The following is a 17656-nucleotide window of genomic DNA, read 5'->3' as shown; positions in this document are numbered from 1 at the left end:
CAACTTTTTCCAACTAAAACAAAAAACTTTAATGAAACTCTAATTTCGAAAATAAAATTATTCATGTTATGCTTATTATGCCACCTGTTCTTAAACCTATTTTGATACTATTTTTGCTTAAACCATTCTTAACCTTAAGGTTAAACTTACATATGCTATTAAAGTATAATTTTTAATGATACTTTTTTGGGTATTTCAATAGTGTCATTTCTTTAAAGCACTCTGAATCAGTTATAGCTTGAAAAACAAGATTCATCTTAGTACTATTTTCACTAAATCTCCGGCTTTTAAGGTTATTGTTAAAAATTGAAAACTAATACACTTAAATAAGTACTATTTCATAAAGCAGTAATGTCTGTAAACATCTTAAGGGTATGCCACTTTTTCTCCTGTAGCTTTATGACTGGGCATTTGTGCATCAACGTCTTTAAGATAAGTGGTAAGTACTGATGCTAACGCTTTAACTTTGTCGCTTTCTGTAACTGCTCTATTGTCTTTTTCTTCAATGTCTTCAACAATATTAAACAACTCATAGCTTTCACTATTGTGATAGTAAATGAGTTTCCATGCCCCTAAACGCACTGCACTAAAAGCTCCTATACCCGGACCACTAGGCCCCCATTCATTTGGATAATGCCAAAACAAAGGCCTGCTATCTGTTTGCCCTGATTTGTTATTTGCAAGTAACGGTATAAAACTTTTCCCATCTATATACTGTACAGTATGGTATGTTTTTGTTCCTGCCATTTCCAGAATAGTAGGGTAAAAATCTTCAATGATCAGATAGTTGTCATTTACACTGGCTGGTGCAACCACTCCAGGCCACTTTACAATCATAGGTTCCCGGATACCACCCTCGTAAATAGACCCTTTACCACTTGCCAGGGGCTTGTTATGCGTATGCAACTCTCCACCACGTGCGGCATGCGCACTTAGCCCACCATTATCTGACATGAACAGGACAATGGTATTATCATCTATATTTTTCTCTTTTAAATAGTCCATAATATCCCCAAGGCTTTTATCCATGCCTTCAATAAGACTTGCATATTTGGCTTCTCGCGGGTCTAACCCTGCATCCAAATATTTTTGCAAAAAACGCTTATCACCCATAATTGGTGTATGTACAGCATAATGGGACATGTAAAGGAAAAAAGGTTTTTCTTTATCTAAGGCACTATCCATAGCTGCTTTAGCTTCAATTGTGAGTGCTTCGGTAAGAAAAAGATCTTTACCGTGATACTTTTCCAGTCCAGGTACTCCCCATGGTTTACCTTTATTTTTTTCAGTATTCCCAAAATTGTCTTCTCCAAAATAACTGGCCGGTGCCCCCGCTGCATGTCCGGCTATATTGATATCAAAACCTAAGTTCAGCGGGTTTTCTCCCGGAGTGCCTATAGCTCCAAAATGGGCTTTACCGGAATGAATGGTAAAATACCCAGCCTTTTTAAGTAAAGCGGGTAATGGGTCTGCATGAACAGCCCCGTTTAAACCGGCATTAGGGCTTAACCCATTAACGTTCCACTTAGGAAAATTGAGCGTTTTATGATCGCGCTCCATAGGCTGCAAAGCATCTTTGCGTAAGGTCCAGTTAGTAACCCGATGACGTGCGGTATTCATACCTGTTAAAAGGCTCACCCTGGTTGGAGAGCACACAGGAGTAGCATAGGCCTGGGTAAATTTCATCCCCTGAGCCGCCAACCTTTTCATATTTGGAGTATGATATCGTTTATTAAAAGCAGTTGTTTTATTCCAAAAAGGAACGGAAGTATCCTGCCATCCCATGTCATCTACTAAAAACAAAACAATATTAGGCGGAGAAGTTGTTTTATTTTTCTTCTGACAACTTGCTATAGATAAGCTTATAAAAAAAAGTATTAAAGGGAAATAAAAACGGTAGTATGTCATTACTGTATTGGATTTTGTTTGAGGCCTTTGGCTCATAAAATACCAAACTTAATCTTTTTTCGCCATTTTTAAGTTTCGCATTGTCCATTTTATTCTTTCAAAGTATAATTCTTATCTTAAAATAATAGTCTTGAATCCTATCAAATAAAAAAGCTTCAGAAAATAAATTAAAGACACTAGATTGGCAAAATATTATGTCTATTCTGTACCCAAACAAAAAAGGCTTCTTGTTTCCAAGAAGCCTTACCTTTTCAGTGCGGGCGGAGATAGTCAAATCTTTAAAACACACACAAACACAAAAAAACAAAAACACCAATAAATACTAGTAATCACAATACATTTAAAATAAGCACAATTTTAATCTGTCTTGATATGTATAGAATTGTTTTATTAATAAGGGGGATATTAGGGGATTTTTATTATTTTGCAATTACAAAATATATAAAATGGCAACGATTAACTATAGACTACATGGCAAAAATAATCCAACTTCCGTTTATCTAAGGTTCAAACAAGGCGGAAAATTTGACCACGAAGCACCTTTAGACCTATATGTAGACAGAAAACATTGGAGCACGACAAAACAGCGAGTTAGAAACCTAGCAGAAGCAGAATATCGCAATAAAGTAAACAACGCCCTAAATAAACTTAAACCATTCATTATTGAAAGATACACCCTTGACAATAGCAATGGGGTTCCAATCTCAAAAAAGTGGCTTAAAACTATTATCAACAATTACTTCAATAGAAATACAGATACGAATAATGATTCAAAATATTTCCTGACATCGTTTATAAAGTTTTTTATAGAAAAATCACTTTTAAGAACTAACAGAAAAACAGGCGAACCAATAGCACCAAGAACAATACAACATTACAGAACTACTTTAACCAAAATTAATTCATTTCAAGAAAAGCATAATTTAAATATAAAACTAACCGACATAGACGTTCCATTTCACACAAAATTTACAGAATACTTAAGAGACACACACAAACTTAACCCGAACACTATTGGCGGATATATTGACGATATTAAAACTTTTATGCGCTATGCGGAAAGACAAGGCTTTAAAGTTAACCAAAGCTTTAGAGACCCTGACTTTTTTACACCAAAAAACAAAACAAAAGACATCGCACTTACCGAAAAAGACATAAATAAAATATTCGACAAAGAATTTGAGCTTGATAGCTATCTAGACAACGCACGAGATTGGTTAATTATAGGGGTTTGGACAGGCTTAAGAATTTCAGATCTATTGACACTGGACAAAAAGAAATTCAACGATGGTTTTATTGAGCTAACTAATGAGAAAACAAACATCCCTGTAATCATCCCCATACTCGAACAAGTAGAACAAACACTTAACAAAAGAAAAGGCGAATTGCCTCGTAAAATCAGCGACCAAAACTTCAATAAATATATTAAGAAAGTATGTAAAAAAGCGGAAATAAATGACCTTGTTGAAGGAGGAAAAATGAATAAAAAAACCAGAAGAAAAGAATTTGGTAAATTCCCCAAATGGCAACTAGTTACAAGTCATACTTGCAGAAGAACATTTGCAACCTTGCACTATGGTAAAATTGACACATTAACTATAATGAAAATCACTGGACATACAACTGAAAAGCAATTCATTGACTACATCAAAATCCCTTCTAGAGAATACGCGATAAGATTAAAAGAGTACCACTTAAAAATGAAAAAAATTAGAGAACACGAAGCAACCTTAATGGCTGTTTAGGCTCCATTTATTTTTTTTAACAATTCATCCCTAAAGTAATAGACAGAACCACCTATAATGTGCTTTTTTAAATACCCTTTTTCAGTCCAAACATGAAGTGTTGACCTAGATTTACCCAATAAATCACACGCATCATTAATAGTAAGTAAATTAGACTTTTCATCCTTGTTTGCTTCCGTTTCAACATCCCTTAAATAAACTTTACTGTCAACATTCTCAGATTTCAATATTCCTAGCTGTTCAGCATAACTCTTATTCAGAAATCCCTCCAAATCAATCAAAACAGCCTTATTTAGTTTAAGATAATCAAAATACAGCTCGTACCTTAAAAGAAAAAAGGTGTTATGTTCCTTATTATCACTTTTCAACACCTGATAGTTACCTTCGTCTACTTTATACTTCCACAATGAAATTTGAGAAAATCCGCTTTTAATTTCTTCAATAGCCTTTAATATTGAACGATTTTCATTTTTATACCCTATTATCCTGCTCTTATAAACAATTCCTTTTTCTGTATTCACAATTTTGATACGAGAATTAAAGTATGTTTTGAATATCTTTAATTTATCATAAACAGACTTGTTAAATACATCGTCATTTTCAGGAAGCTTAAGCTCAATCCCCCTACTTGAATTAAAGTCACATAATATTTCATACATTAATTTCTCATAACAATAAAAATCTAAACTCTCTAAAAATCCTTTTAAATGAAGTTTCGCCATATCAGAAACTAACTATTTTCAAGGTTGAAACTAAATAATTCATTCAACTCTACTTCTAATGCTAAGGCTAATTTAATAATTGTTGAAAGAGTAACATTTGTCCTGCCATTTTCTATCCTAGAAATCGTAGTCTTATCAATTTTTGAGTTAGAAGCAATATCATTCATAGTAGATGCTAATTCAAATTGAGACAAACCTTTTGACTCCCTAAGTTTTTTTAAGTTATCACCAAAAAGCATCTTGTAAGAATTAATTTTCTTTTCATTTATTGACATTGAGTCAATATTAGTTCATATCTTTACCTCAACTGTAAACATTTATGTCAACAATTGATGACTATCTTTCTTCAATTAAAATAATATGATTGACTTTCTAATTGACCTACTTATTACTCAAACTTTATTTAATCTTATTTGGTCTCAAATCTTAATTCTTCCTTTAAAATTGATTTTTTACTTTCTTAAACTTAAAAACATTGGACTAAGAATCTTAAAAGGATTGGGGGTAGCCTTCTTTTCTCTTTTAAGTAGCTTTGTTGTGTTTTTTCACAATGAAGAAGTTAGTGAATCTGTCCTGATTTTAGCTGTTATTTCAGGATTCCTCATGCTCTTTAACCTTGTTTCCGCTCATACATATTCTCATTTAAAAGCAAAGCATAAGTTTAATGAGTATTCTGAAGATTACCTCAACATACGAAAAGAACTTAATTTTGATATCTACTTCTGGATTATTGCATTAGCAGTTTACATCTTATCCTATACTTTCATGGAAGCGTTATATGATGATATAACCAATTATTTTTTAGCAATAAAAGAATTTATTAATGAGATAAACATAATTAAGTGGAGTATTATATTATACACTTTTTATGCATTCATAAAATCTTTGCTAATGAGCAGACAAAGCTATTATCGTTTCATACTTCTTTTTAATAAACTATTTAAATAATCAACAAAACCCTTTTTATGAAACATTTAAACTATTCATTAGTGATGAAGGAGTCTTAGAAGAAATTAGCTTTTTCAAATTATCTGACACCCCATTAAGGACAGGGCAATTAGATAACGAATTTTATAATAGAGGTTATTATTATACAGAGTTTCAACGAGTAAACTAAAATAGTTAAAGATGTCTAATTTAGACACCTTTAATTTTCAATATTCTTATGTGAACTTGCAAATGATAAAGAAAACTATTTGTGCAGCAAAAATGTTAACGCAAGTACGCACCTAAATAATAATATACAGCTTAAATAACATCATAAGTCACCTATTAATTAGCAATATAAGAATCACTATACGCATTCTAGGTAAGAGATTAAGGCGTTATGAATTTTAAACAGGTTTGAATTAAATTTTTGAGCTAGGACTTTTATCTTTTTTGCATTATTAACGTCGTACTCGTAAGTAAAAACCCCCTTAGCTGTCTCTCTTCCAAAGATTGTTAAACTGACTAAATGGTCAATAAACTTTTCTACATCAGAATCACCTTCATTGTATATACCTGCGGCAGACATCTTTGAAGATATTTCTATTTTAGACACAATACGGTTACCAGCCATTAATTCATACATAAATTCCTCCATTTGCTTATATGTAATTCCGTTTTCAACCAACACAGATTTAAAAACCCAACTAGAATAATCTTTCAATGAATCAATAACATCTCTTTCCATTATTATCTCATGACCTCGAGATATTGCTGTATCTTTACATGTTTTAAAAAAATAAATAATATCTCGAGGTCTTGGAAATATATTCTTAATGATGAAATCTTTAGTCAGTACTCCCTCAACTTTCGGCTCAAAAAACCTATCCCATAATTCTTTAGTAGAATATTCACCTTGACTTAATGCTACAAACCTATCTTCAATAATCCTAAAAAGTATCTCGGGATCTTCCCATTTTAAACGCGAAACTTCAATTTTATCAGGTTCTCTAGCAAAGGAGATAACTTGTTTAAAGATATCACTCCTTAAGAATATTGTTAAATGGAAATCGATTTTCTTATCTTTAGATTTGACATACGACAGTTCCTTAAAAATTCGTCCAGAAACACCAAGCAGCCCTAAAATATACTTGCTCAAAATATTAATCTTTGAATCGTTTCTCCAAGACTTATCTAAATTATCAATAAGAACAATTAGCTTATGGTTTTTTGGTATCAACTCACTAAAAAACTCCTTCATCTTGTAAATCGAACCTTCATGTAAGAGTTCTGAAACCTTTAACCTAAATTCTTTATTATTTCCTGCACCTATATCTTTTATATTGTTTTCCTTAAGAACCTTTATTTGCTCTTCCAATCTTGTTGAAAAATCGGTCAAATAAACTCCTTTAACAGAATCAACATATTCTAAAAACTCGTTCTCAACCTCTCTTAGAGCATATAAAGCTTTTTTCTTAGTTTTATAATATAAGTATTTAGCTATTTCAGTATAAATCAAGAATTTCCAAATGGTTTCTATTAAAAACCCCTTCTCAAATTCACTATTAGATTCCTCCATTAATGAAATTAAACCATCAACCTCAAAATTCACGGGTTTAATCAAAACTACATTATTCCTTACATCTTGAGATAAATCTTCACTCAAATAATACAAGGTAGCTGTCTTTCCAGAACCTTTCCTTCCAACAACAATATTATACTCATTTTTTACAAGTTGTTGAGTATGATTAGTATCTACATAATAATCATATATGTTATTACTTTCATGTTCCGCAATTGCTTCACCAAAATTAACATTCTGTAATTCAGTCCTTTTTCTTCTGTCCTTAACCTTTATGTCACGGTTAATAAGTAATTCTGCAATTTCCTCATGCAAGCTTTCCAAAAAATCATTGACAAATGAGGAACACTCCTTTCGATTACTGAACTTCTTCAACAAATCCTTAAAATCTAATGGAATACTATATGGTTTTTCCGCAATAATCTGAAGTTTCAACTCCAATCCTAACGCTATTCCAGAAATTAAAGAACACTTTGAATTATGAGTTTCAAACCCCTTTCTAGCTTGGGATGAAAATTGAACAAGTACGGCGGGCACTGAATGCAATTGCTCTAAATACCAGCTTATAGGTTGTACAATATTCTCACTAGCATCATCAATTACACTTGGTAGTTTATAAAAATCTATTAGATTGGTGATTTCTAGATTATAATTTGTTTCGACTTGGCTATTCAACACCAATAATGCTTTTCTGTCAAAAGAACTAGGCAAAGTTGCTGTTAAATTATCCCAATACCTATCTATCGGGTCATGAGGAGACATTTTATGGAATCCTTCAACAATTTGATTCGTATTGGTATAAGGATAATATCCAACGGTTGACAACAAACCAAGCTCATTGAATTTCCTTAGAGAATCCGCATGCGATACGTCATTAATTAAATAGATGGGCTTCTTCTTTGCCAACGCATAACCGATTTCGAATAAAACATTATCGTTGATACCAGTTAAATCGGCACAAAAGAAATCGCAATTATCAATTGCATTTAATATATTTGATATAATTAATGACCCTGAAATCTGTAAATTAGTCCATGATTCAATGTTCACGTTATCCACTGAATCATTTATAATTTTTATAGCTTCTTCTATGCTTTCGCCGCTTGACGGTATTTGGGAACCATAAGCAAAAAAACCTGTTTGCATATATAATTTTTAAGAAAACCAAATTAAGGAAATTTCTGCCTTATAGCTCATTTTTGGTAGGAATTTTTTTAAACAAAAAAACATTACAGTAAATTAATATTCAACATTCCCTTTAATTATAGTTTTAATCATTTATAAAAAAGCACGGTTAATAGCTAATCAACAAATACTTTAAAAAATCATTTAAAGACTTATAGCAAACGAAAACCCACTCATTCATGCCAACTTATTAAAACCTAAAAAAACCTCTTAAAAGAGCCTCAAATCACCCTCTAACAACACCTCCTTTTCTAACAAAATGTTAACGTAAGCTACGCACCTATGTAATAGTATACAGCTTAAATTAACATTTTTCAAATTCGCCTTATATGATTCATACTGATTTAGCTGTTATATGTAGCCATTTATTTAAACAGATAACAGCTCTAAGAATTAAAAATCATACTATATATTATATTTATTCTTATTATATTTATTCTTATTAGTTGTACGTTTTGAACAAACTAGATTGTACGTTTTGAACATACTAGATTGTACGTTTTGAACATACTGGAGTTTACTGGGGTTTTCAGAACTTTTAAAAAATAGTTAGAAAATTATATTATTTGGGTTCTACCCCCGCGTGAGAGTTAGCCCTCCTGTTCCGAAACGCATTATTTCATTACCAACCCTCAACATTTTAACATTTTTCGCTAGGATTTTTCGACTTTTACTTACCCTTTCTAATCAAACAGCTTCAGTATAAAATCAGATGATTAAAATCACTAGGCTATACAGAGTTTATAATAACCTCCTTAGTACAATATTAAATCCCAACTTAATCACAAGTCTAAACCAAAACACAAACAACTATTTGATGTTTCATATCTTCTTATAAATGTACTTGTAGTATTATGGATTTTCCCTTTAAAATCAATTAAAAGGGGGAATATTAGGGGGATACAAAAATAAAAAATCGCTAAAAAGCTTATTTGTAGCTAATTAACGATTTGTAATTGTGCGGGCGGAGAGACTCGAACTCTCACACCTCGCGGCACTAGATCCTAAGTCTAGCGTGTCTACCAATTCCACCACGCCCGCAAAAGGACTGCAAATATAAACAAGATTTTTAAATTGCAAACTTTATAGTATTAAAAAACTTTCTTTTTTATACTTTTGAATACATTCTTATAATTTTTTATGAATCAGATTCAATCCTATATTTCAGAACACAAAAATCGGTTTTTAACAGAGTTGATAGAACTCCTGAAAATCCCATCCATAAGTGCAGATTCTGCATATAAAAATGAGGTTTTCAAAACAGCCGAAGCCATTAAAAATAGCTTAGAAAAAGCAGGCTGTGACACCGTAGAAATTTGTGAAACAGATGGTTACCCCATTGTGTTTGGAGAAAAAATAATTGATAAAACCCTGCCAACAGTTTTGGTTTACGGACATTATGATGTACAACCTCCAGATCCTATAGATTTATGGGATGCTCCACCATTTGAACCGGTTATCAAAAACACGGAAAAACACCCGGAAGGGGCCATTTTTGCACGTGGTGCCTGCGATGACAAAGGACAACTATATATGCATGTTAAAGCTATGGAGTTTATGACCGCTACAAACCAGTTACCCTGTAATGTTAAATTTATGATTGAAGGCGAGGAAGAAGTGGGCAGCTCAAATCTAGCTGTTTTTGTAAAAAATAATCATGAGAAATTAAAGAATGATGTCATTCTTATTTCAGATACGGGAATGATAGCCAATGATGCCCCGTCAATCACCACCGGTTTACGCGGATTAAGCTATGTTGAAGTTGAAGTAACCGGGCCTAACAGAGACTTACATTCAGGCTTATATGGAGGTGCGGTAGCCAACCCAATCAATGTCTTAACTAAAATGATAGCCTCATTACATGATGAGAATAACCATATTACCATTCCGGGGTTTTACGATAACGTTGAGGAGCTTTCCAAAGAAGAGCGTGCTGAAATGGCAAAGGCGCCTTTCAATCTGGAAAACTATAAAAAAGCTTTAGATATTGAAGCGGTTTATGGAGAAACCGGCTTTAGTACCAATGAAAGAAATTCAATAAGACCCACTTTGGATGTTAATGGAATCTGGGGCGGCTATACCGGCGAAGGCGCAAAAACGGTTATAGCAAGCAAGGCCTATGCTAAAATTTCCATGCGCCTTGTACCACATCAGGACTGGGAGGAAATCACCACGCTCTTTAAAGCCCATTTTGAAAGTATTGCACCCCAAGGTGTTAAAGTTAAGGTTACACCACATCATGGTGGGCAAGGCTACGTAACTCCAATAAACAGTATAGGTTATCAGGCTGCCAGTCAAGCTTATCAGGACACTTTTGGAAAAACCCCCATACCCCAACGTAGTGGAGGTAGTATTCCTATTGTTTCGCTTTTTGAACAGGAACTGAAAAGCAAAACTATTTTAATGGGCTTTGGTTTAGATAGTGATGCTATCCATTCTCCTAATGAACACTTTGGCGTATGGAACTACTTAAAAGGTATAGAAACCATCCCGTTATTTTACAAGTATTTTACAGAACTTTCAAAATAGTTTTTTAAGAATGTTATCTTTTATTTACAGAAACAATAGGAGATAACATTGCCTGTCTCAAAGCTAGCGTATATAAGCTGCAAATCATGAAAAACCAACACAGTACTCAACTTTTACTACTCACATTAGCTACATTACTTATTAGCACCTCTGGTGCTTTAGGTAGGTTTATAGACCTCCCCGTACCTGTAATCATATGGTGGCGTAGTATATTGGGAGCCTTATTTCTTTTTATTTATTCAAAACATAAAAAACTAAGTGTTGGTATTAAATCAAAAAAGGATTTGCCTTCAATAGTCCTAAGTGCCATACTATTAGCCGTACACTGGATTACTTATTTTTATGCTTTAAAACTATCAAACGTAGCATTAGGCATGTTATCTCTGTTCACCTTTCCTGTAATTACCGCTTTTTTAGAGCCTTTTTTTACCAAAACAAAACTTAACCCTATTCACATTGTTTTGGCGCTAATGGTTTTAATAGGTATCTATATTCTGGCACCAGATTTTAATTTTGAAAACACACATCTCAAAGGGATATTATTTGGTGTTTTTTCAGCGCTATGTTATGCACTGAGAAATTTGATTTTAAAACGACACGTACACACTTATAATGGGACTGTGTTGATGATGCAACAAGCCTTTATAGTCAGTATAATTTTATTACCCGTAATGTTCTTAATGGACTCCGGCAATATAAAAACACAATATCCTTACATAATTACTCTGGCTTTAGTTACAACCGCTATAGGTCATTCACTGTTTATTGGAAGCTTTAAGCATTTTTCGGTAAGCACGGCCAGTATTATTGCAAGTGCTCAACCCGTTTTTGGAATTATTATTGCGTTTTTTTTCCTAAATGAAGTACCAGCACTTAACACCTATATTGGAGGGTTTTTAATACTAATTACTGTCATTATTGAAAGTATAAGGTCCAAGGCCTCTTGAGTATTTTTTACTGTTTAATGTAACAATTTATCATCTTTAACGTTCTAATAGTCAATCATCAATCAAAACCTATAGTATGTTAAAGCGTTTTTTCATTATCTGCTCTGGTGCAGATACACATATTTTAGACCACTGTTCCATTGGAGAGCAAAACAAATATGCTGGTATTGGAGCTACCGTATTCTTTACCGCAGTTATGGCAAGCATTGCTGCCAGCTATGCTCTCTATACCGTTTTTGATAATCTTTACACCGCTATTTTTTTCGGATTAATATGGGGCTTACTCATTTTTAATTTAGACAGATATATTGTTTCTACCATTAAAAAAACAGGCAATATTATAGATGAACTTATTCAAGCTTTACCAAGAATTATACTGGCTATTATTATTGCCGTGGTTATTTCAAAGCCTTTGGAATTAAAAATTTTTGAAAAAGAGATTAATCAGGTATTATTAGAGCAAAAAAATGAATTAACTCTGGCTAACAAAAACCAAATAGCTCAACAATTTACACCGACCATTGATGAATTAAATAATGACATACTTCAACTGCAACAACAAATAGATACTAAAGAAGCTGAAGTCAATCAATTATATGACACCTATATTGCTGAAGCAGAAGGAACAGCAGGCACAAAACTTTTAGGCAAAGGTCCGGTATATAAAGAAAAGCGGGAAAAGCACGATGCCCTGTTGGCAGAACTAAATGGTCTAAAAGCTGAAAACAAGGCAAAAATTGCCACTATTGAAACTGAAATAGCTCAATTAAAAAGTGATTATGAAGGCCAAATTACTAGCACACAACCTGTAATAAACAATTTTGATGGTTTAATGGCCAGAGTAAATGCGCTGGGAAAATTACCCTGGCTTCCTTCATTCTTTATATTTCTATTGTTCTTGGCTATTGAGACCGCTCCTATTTTAGCAAAACTATTATCTCCTAAAGGCGCTTATGATTTTAAGCTGGAAGATCAGGAAACAGCGGTGAAAACAAATGTGCTTCAAAATGTAAACCAACGTGAAGCTATGTTACAAACAGATTATGCCATTAATGACAAAATCTATAATGATATAAAGGACGAAGAAGAACTATATGCTTACAAACGCAAAAAAGCCAGAGAGCTCATGCAGTTACAAGCAGACGCCTTCTACAAACAACAAAAAAACGTGTTATAATTTTAAGCTGCAGTATCAGTTTTAAAATGATCATAAAGCTCTTTACAACCATAACCAATAATAGAAAATCTTTTGTTTTTCATTAAAGCCTCTTCATGAAGTTTAGCAATGGCATTTACGCCATATTTATCCATGCTCTTAACCTCTTTAATGCTAATAGTAAGCTCGTTTATTTTTTCAAAAATATTATTGAACTCCTCTTGAAAAAGTTCAACATTACCCTTGTTAAGAATGCCTTTAATCTTGAAAAAATTGTTGCAATTCGTAATTTTTAATTCCATAACAAAAATGTTTTTAACGGTTAAGCTATTAATCTTAGGGATATAATCAACTGATTATGAATTGAAAATAAAAAAAAATAGACGATTATTGGTATTTAATCGACCAATACAATTCAACTACAGACAAAAGCAATCTCTATGCCAATTTCATCGATGAGTAACCTATTAAACCTTAGATTTTATTACTTTTACCTAAATAAATCCTTAATTAAAAATATACCTGTTTATTTATGAAAAAGTTTGTTATTTTATTTTGTATGGTATGCGCGCTTAGTGCTTTTTCTCAAACCAACGAGGATACAGATAAGAAAGCCATTCAGAAGGTTTTAAAAAAACAAAGGCTTGCCTGGTCTGATAATAATCTGGAAGGATTTATGGAAGGGTATTGGAAAAGTGATTCGCTTAAATTTTATGGTAGTAATGGTGTTACCTATGGTTGGGAAAATACTTTAGAGCGGTATCAAAAGGCATACCCTACAAAAGATCATACAGGAAAGCTTAGTTTTAGAATTAATGATATTACTAAAATAAGTGAAGGGGCCTATTATGTTTTAGGTGAGTATCATTTAAAACGCGAAGTTGGAAATGCCGACGGAATCTTTATGTTAGTATTTAAAAAGATTAATGGTGAATGGAAAATTATTGCTGATACATCCAGTTAAATTGTGACTCCAATTGTTAGAAAAGCAACATTAAAGGATTTACCGGTTTTACTGCTATTTGAACAGGGTGTCATAAAAGCTGAACGTCCTTTTGACCCTACAATAAAGGATGGCAGCATTAACTATTATGATATTTCTGACCTAATTACAAATGAAGACTCTGAAGTCTTTGTTATAGAAATTAATAAGGAGATTGTTGCTTCCGGCTATGTCAAAATAAAACCAGACCGGCATTATCTTAAACATACTAAACAAGGGTATTTAGGGTTTATGTTTGTAAAAGAAAATCACAGAGGAAAACAGCTAAATCAACTTATCATTAATGCCCTTTTAGAATGGTGCAAAGCTCATCATATATTTGAAATCAGATTAGATGTTTATCAGGATAATATCCCTGCTATTAAAGCCTATGAAAAGATGGGCTTTAAAAAGCATATGGTCAATATGCGCCTGAACATTGAGAATCCGAATAATTAAGCTTTAGTTCTTTAACGGATATAGCTCTACATCATCTCCTAACCACTCTTGCAGCTTGCTGTATATTTTTTGCCTGTCACTATTAGAAAAATCTTTAATTCTTGTCCCATGGTGCCCCCCTTTTAAAACCATTTTTAATGCATCTACATTTGGTTTTGGCATTGGTGCACAGGCTCCCCAGGGATCATTAGCTCCATAGATATACAAAATATGATCTCCTTTATTTTCAGCATAATCCCTAACACGTTTAATATAATCCGGATTATAAGTCAAGTCTACATCTTTTGGTGCAAAACGTTTATTAGATGTTGAGTTAACCACTTTAAGCAAATCTTTTACCGGTTCTAGTTCAAACCCGTAATACCCCAGTTCTTTCATATGCTGATAAAAGGATGGCAAATAATAGTCAATCCCTTTATCATTATATAAGCCTACTCCGGAAATTTTAATTAAATAGTTGAAAAGCACATCTTCAGTGGCACCATCTTCCGGAATGTCTTCACAATGCCCTCCCCATTGCCAAAATGAAAAAGGAAATTCTAAAACCGAATATTCCAGAGCCTCCTCAATAGTAACTTCAGTAAACTTCATATTTTTCTTTTCGGCATATGCGTTTAATGCTATTAAAATCTCATCTCTGTGTTTCAAAATAGTTCGTTGAAATTGTTTTATTCTATCCCTACAGGCTTCGGTTCCTACTGAATTAATTAAATGATTTGTTCTAATATCTTCCTGGGTATTAATTAAAGGCGCTACATAAGGCACCGCTACATCAACATCTTTAGGGTATTTAGATTTATAAATTAATGTTGTTTCTCCGCCTTTACTTATTCCTGTAGAAATCCACTTTCCTTTATAAAGTTTTTTTAATTTCTCAATTAGGATGTGATAATCTTCTACAGCCTGATCATTGGTTAGATATTCCCAAGGTATTGGCTCAGGCCTGGACTTACCATAAAACCGGTATTCTACCATGACTTGATTAGCTTGTAAAAGCTTACTTAATTCATAGGTTTTATGCTTAGCACTATAACCTTCTGTAATCAATACCGTGGGTTTAGAATAATTGGCATGAGATACATACACATAATGATTAAAAGTACCGGCTTTCAAATTATTATGATCTAAAGGTTGTTTCAAGATCACCTGATACGCTTCCAAAAAATGATCATCAACTTTAACGGAGCTAATTTCCGCATTAGGAAATAATACGTTTAATTGTTCTTCAAAAGTTAAGCCATCTAAAACAACTTCTGAACTTCTACATGAAAAACTGCTAACAGCGATTAGAAATAGAAGTACTATTTTTTTAAAAAAATTCATTTCGTTGTATTTAAATTTTAAAGATAAAATTTCTCCAACCCCATATATGATACTATATTATCTATATTTAATAGCATTTTAGCTATTTAACAGATAGTATTAAATCACAAAATAGGATTTCGTTACATTTAACTTATGAAACACATTTTACAAATAGACAGCAATTTTATTGAAGAACATACCGTGTTTTCTGAATTGATTAATGAGTTAAAACATAGTTTCTTTAACAACAATACTATAGTTCCGCTTAGGCATCATCATGATTTTCCTAATCCAAAAGTCAATACAGACTCCACATTACTACTAATGCCCGCATGGAATCCTGGTTTAGATGCCGGTATAAAGATAGTAACAGTAAGCCCGGAAAACAGTAAATTTAACTTACCATCAATACATGGAACATACATTTATTTTGATTCTGTAAAAGGCACCATTAAAGCTATTCTGGAAGCTAAAAGTTTAACCGTAAAACGAACAGCCGCTGCTTCTGCTTTAGCTTCAACATATTTATCCCGAAAAGATTCCACATCAATGTTAATGATAGGTACCGGTGCATTGTCCTCTAATCTTATAAAAGCACATGCTGCTGTAAGACCCATTAAAAATGTATTTATTTGGGGGCGGCATTTTAAAAAAGCGCAAATTATTGCTTCAGAATTGAAAGGCGAAAACTTCAATATTGAACCTGTTTTAACCATCGAAGAAATAATATCTGAAGTTGATATAATCTCTTGTGCAACTTTATCCAAAACACCATTAGTTTTGGGAAAATATTTAAAAGCCGGCCAGCATGTTGATCTGGTTGGCGCCTATAAAAAAGATATGCGTGAGGCAGATAATGATACTGTTGCAAAAGCGTCTCTTTTTGTAGATACTTTTCAAGGTGGGTTAAAAGAAAGCGGAGACATTGTCATTCCACTAACACAAGGAATTCTTAAAAAAGAGGATATTAAAGCAGATTTATTTGATTTAACTTCAAAGACATCTTCGGGAAGGCAAAACCAAAACGAAATTACTGTTTTTAAATCTGTTGGTCATGCCCTGGAAGATTTAGCCGCAGCAACTTATTACTATAATAAATTCAAAAAATGAATAGCACCTATCAAAACATATTAAACAAAACGGAGTTTAAGCCTAATAAAGATTGGCTTCAAATTAAAACCATTGATATGCATACCGGAGGGGAACCTTTACGGGTCATTGTTGATGGCTTTCCTGAATTGAAAGGACATTCAGTACTGGATTATCGCAGATATTGCAAAGAACATTTTGACCATTTACGAACGGCATTGATGTTTGAACCCCGTGGTCATGCTGATATGTACGGGTGCATTTTATTGCCTCCAAATGATGATGAGGGAGATTTTGGTATTCTATTTTTACACAATGAAGGCTATTCTACCATGTGCGGACATGCTATTATTGCTATCTCAACACTTGCTGTTGAAATGAAATGGATTGATGCTAAGGAAGGTGATAATATAATAAAGATTGATGCGCCTTGTGGAAGAATTACGTCCTATGTCAATGTTATTAATGGTTATGTTACCGGGGTAAGGTTTCATTGTGTGCCTAGCTTTGTAGTTAGTTTAGATAATACCGCAGACACAAAAACACTTGGGAAAGTCACTTATGACCTGGCGTATGGAGGTGCTTTTTATGCTTATGTTGATATGGCTAAAAACAATTTTGATTTTGATTTGAGTCAGAATTCATACAGAGCACTGATAGATAAAGGCATGGAAATAAAACATGCTGTTATGAACACCAATAAAGAAATTAGACACCCCTATGAAGATGATCTGAGCTTTTTATATGGCACCATTTTTATTGATAACACAATACAATCATCCGAGGCTGAAAGCCGAAATGTATGCATTTTTGCCGAGGGAGAAGTAGATCGTTGTCCAACAGGTTCAGGGGTTTCCGGAAGAATGGCAATTCATAAAGCCAGAAAAGAAATACATTTTGGAGAAGTCATGACCATAGAAAGTATTACAGGATCAGTATTTAAAGGTTCTGTAATTTCTGAAGAAGATTATGGTGCTTTTAAAGCTGTCATCCCCCAGGTAGAAGGCACCGCACATATTACCGGCATGCAAACTTTTGTTATTGACCCCAAAGACCCCATGAAAAATGGTTTTATTTTAAGATAATTCTTTTTGTATATAGATCAGTTAAAAATTTAATA

General features: G+C 33.1%; 15 protein-coding genes and 1 tRNA gene. 9 read left to right on the top strand and 7 right to left on the bottom strand.

Translation table 11 applies throughout. The features are described 5' to 3' along the window. Positions 1-366 precede the first annotated feature (366 nt). On the bottom strand, positions 367-1944 hold the full coding sequence (locus VOI54_RS06860) for a sulfatase (RefSeq protein ID WP_326281981.1): 1578 nt from the start codon (positions 1942-1944) through the stop codon (positions 367-369). 410 nt (positions 1945-2354) lie between these two features. Here VOI54_RS06860 and VOI54_RS06855 point away from each other — a divergent pair, with 410 nt between their 5' ends. Next, the gene (locus tag VOI54_RS06855; RefSeq protein WP_326281980.1) at positions 2355-3653 is read left to right on the top strand and encodes a tyrosine-type recombinase/integrase; all 1299 of its coding nucleotides are present in this window, start codon (positions 2355-2357) and stop codon (positions 3651-3653) included. Here the strand turns inward: VOI54_RS06855 and VOI54_RS06850 are convergent. Together VOI54_RS06850 and VOI54_RS06845 are read right to left on the bottom strand one after the other, a co-directional pair. Then, complete coding sequence (locus VOI54_RS06850) at positions 3650-4375, bottom strand: helix-turn-helix domain-containing protein (RefSeq protein WP_326281979.1); 726 nt, start codon at positions 4373-4375, stop codon at positions 3650-3652. The two genes, VOI54_RS06855 and VOI54_RS06850, sit on opposite strands and share 4 nt — an antisense overlap. Before the next feature lie 8 nt (positions 4376-4383). Beyond that, complete coding sequence (locus VOI54_RS06845; protein ID WP_326281978.1) at positions 4384-4650, bottom strand: helix-turn-helix domain-containing protein; 267 nt, start codon at positions 4648-4650, stop codon at positions 4384-4386. 85 nt (positions 4651-4735) lie between these two features. Between VOI54_RS06845 and VOI54_RS06840 the strand changes: the two genes are divergently transcribed. Continuing rightward, positions 4736-5323, top strand: a complete 588-nt coding sequence (locus tag VOI54_RS06840) for a hypothetical protein (protein WP_326281977.1) — start codon at positions 4736-4738, stop codon at positions 5321-5323. Between the two features lie 346 nt (positions 5324-5669). Here the strand turns inward: VOI54_RS06840 and VOI54_RS06835 are convergent, their stop codons facing one another. Then, positions 5670-8030, bottom strand: coding sequence for a P-loop ATPase, Sll1717 family (locus VOI54_RS06835; protein ID WP_326281976.1), 2361 nt, complete (start codon positions 8028-8030; stop codon positions 5670-5672). A gap of 998 nt (positions 8031-9028) precedes the next feature. Next, positions 9029-9110 (bottom strand) — tRNA-Leu (locus tag VOI54_RS06830). A gap of 99 nt (positions 9111-9209) precedes the next feature. On the opposite strand from VOI54_RS06830, the gene VOI54_RS06825 reads away from it, so the two are divergent. From VOI54_RS06825 to VOI54_RS06815, 3 genes are all read left to right on the top strand, one after another. Beyond that, complete coding sequence (locus VOI54_RS06825; protein ID WP_326281975.1) at positions 9210-10598, top strand: dipeptidase; 1389 nt, start codon at positions 9210-9212, stop codon at positions 10596-10598. A gap of 86 nt (positions 10599-10684) precedes the next feature. Further along, positions 10685-11545, top strand: coding sequence for a DMT family transporter (locus VOI54_RS06820; RefSeq protein WP_326281974.1), 861 nt, complete (start codon positions 10685-10687; stop codon positions 11543-11545). Positions 11546-11621: 76 nt separating this feature from the next. Continuing rightward, on the top strand, positions 11622-12722 hold the full coding sequence (locus VOI54_RS06815) for a DUF4407 domain-containing protein (RefSeq protein WP_326281973.1): 1101 nt from the start codon (positions 11622-11624) through the stop codon (positions 12720-12722). Positions 12723-12724: 2 nt separating this feature from the next. On the opposite strand, the gene VOI54_RS06810 is transcribed toward VOI54_RS06815, so the two are convergent. Beyond that, positions 12725-13003 carry an STAS domain-containing protein gene (locus VOI54_RS06810; protein WP_326281972.1) on the bottom strand — a complete coding sequence of 93 codons (279 nt, stop codon included), beginning with the start codon at positions 13001-13003 and terminating at the stop codon, positions 12725-12727. 230 nt (positions 13004-13233) lie between these two features. Here VOI54_RS06810 and VOI54_RS06805 point away from each other — a divergent pair, with 230 nt between their 5' ends. Both VOI54_RS06805 and VOI54_RS06800 read left to right on the top strand, forming a co-directional pair. Continuing rightward, on the top strand, positions 13234-13665 hold the full coding sequence (locus VOI54_RS06805) for a YybH family protein (RefSeq protein WP_326281971.1): 432 nt from the start codon (positions 13234-13236) through the stop codon (positions 13663-13665). A gap of 3 nt (positions 13666-13668) precedes the next feature. Continuing rightward, the gene (locus tag VOI54_RS06800; protein ID WP_326281970.1) at positions 13669-14142 is read left to right on the top strand and encodes a GNAT family N-acetyltransferase; all 474 of its coding nucleotides are present in this window, start codon (positions 13669-13671) and stop codon (positions 14140-14142) included. 3 nt (positions 14143-14145) lie between these two features. Here VOI54_RS06800 and VOI54_RS06795 read toward each other — a convergent pair whose 3' ends face one another. Next, entirely contained in the window at positions 14146-15465 is a 1320-nt protein-coding gene (locus tag VOI54_RS06795) for a S28 family serine protease (RefSeq protein ID WP_326281969.1), read from the bottom strand. 135 nt (positions 15466-15600) lie between these two features. Between VOI54_RS06795 and lhpI the strand changes: the two genes are divergently transcribed. After that, positions 15601-16557, top strand: a complete 957-nt coding sequence (gene lhpI, locus VOI54_RS06790) for a bifunctional Delta(1)-pyrroline-2-carboxylate/Delta(1)-piperideine-2-carboxylate reductase (protein ID WP_326281968.1) — start codon at positions 15601-15603, stop codon at positions 16555-16557. Then, positions 16554-17621 carry a proline racemase family protein gene (locus tag VOI54_RS06785; protein WP_326281967.1) on the top strand — a complete coding sequence of 356 codons (1068 nt, stop codon included), beginning with the start codon at positions 16554-16556 and terminating at the stop codon, positions 17619-17621. Before lhpI ends, VOI54_RS06785 begins: the two co-directional genes overlap by 4 nt. Positions 17622-17656: the final 35 nt, after the last annotated feature.

It is taken from the genome of Alterotamlana spongicola, assembly GCF_035818475.1.
Classification (GTDB): Bacteria; Bacteroidota; Bacteroidia; order Flavobacteriales; family Flavobacteriaceae; genus Cognatitamlana.
Note: the sequence above shows the minus strand (reverse complement) of the source record. Positions and strands in the feature narration are given on the sequence as shown.

Excerpts from the sequence above, each read along its gene's own strand:
- VOI54_RS06850 (WP_326281979.1), bottom strand. The coding sequence starts at position 4,375 with ATGGCGAAACTTCATTTAAAAGGATTTTTAGAGAGTTTAGATTTTTAT.
- VOI54_RS06805 (WP_326281971.1), top strand. The coding sequence starts at position 13,234 with ATGAAAAAGTTTGTTATTTTATTTTGTATGGTATGCGCGCTTAGTGCT.
- VOI54_RS06785 (WP_326281967.1), top strand. The coding sequence starts at position 16,554 with ATGAATAGCACCTATCAAAACATATTAAACAAAACGGAGTTTAAGCCT.
- VOI54_RS06860 (WP_326281981.1), bottom strand. The coding sequence starts at position 1,944 with ATGAGCCAAAGGCCTCAAACAAAATCCAATACAGTAATGACATACTAC.
- VOI54_RS06810 (WP_326281972.1), bottom strand. The coding sequence starts at position 13,003 with ATGGAATTAAAAATTACGAATTGCAACAATTTTTTCAAGATTAAAGGC.
- VOI54_RS06815 (WP_326281973.1), top strand. The coding sequence starts at position 11,622 with ATGTTAAAGCGTTTTTTCATTATCTGCTCTGGTGCAGATACACATATT.
- VOI54_RS06845 (WP_326281978.1), bottom strand. The coding sequence starts at position 4,650 with ATGTCAATAAATGAAAAGAAAATTAATTCTTACAAGATGCTTTTTGGT.
- VOI54_RS06795 (WP_326281969.1), bottom strand. The coding sequence starts at position 15,465 with ATGAATTTTTTTAAAAAAATAGTACTTCTATTTCTAATCGCTGTTAGC.
- VOI54_RS06855 (WP_326281980.1), top strand. The coding sequence starts at position 2,355 with ATGGCAACGATTAACTATAGACTACATGGCAAAAATAATCCAACTTCC.
- VOI54_RS06820 (WP_326281974.1), top strand. The coding sequence starts at position 10,685 with ATGAAAAACCAACACAGTACTCAACTTTTACTACTCACATTAGCTACA.
- VOI54_RS06835 (WP_326281976.1), bottom strand. The coding sequence starts at position 8,030 with ATGCAAACAGGTTTTTTTGCTTATGGTTCCCAAATACCGTCAAGCGGC.
- lhpI (WP_326281968.1), top strand. The coding sequence starts at position 15,601 with ATGAAACACATTTTACAAATAGACAGCAATTTTATTGAAGAACATACC.
- VOI54_RS06840 (WP_326281977.1), top strand. The coding sequence starts at position 4,736 with ATGATTGACTTTCTAATTGACCTACTTATTACTCAAACTTTATTTAAT.
- VOI54_RS06825 (WP_326281975.1), top strand. The coding sequence starts at position 9,210 with ATGAATCAGATTCAATCCTATATTTCAGAACACAAAAATCGGTTTTTA.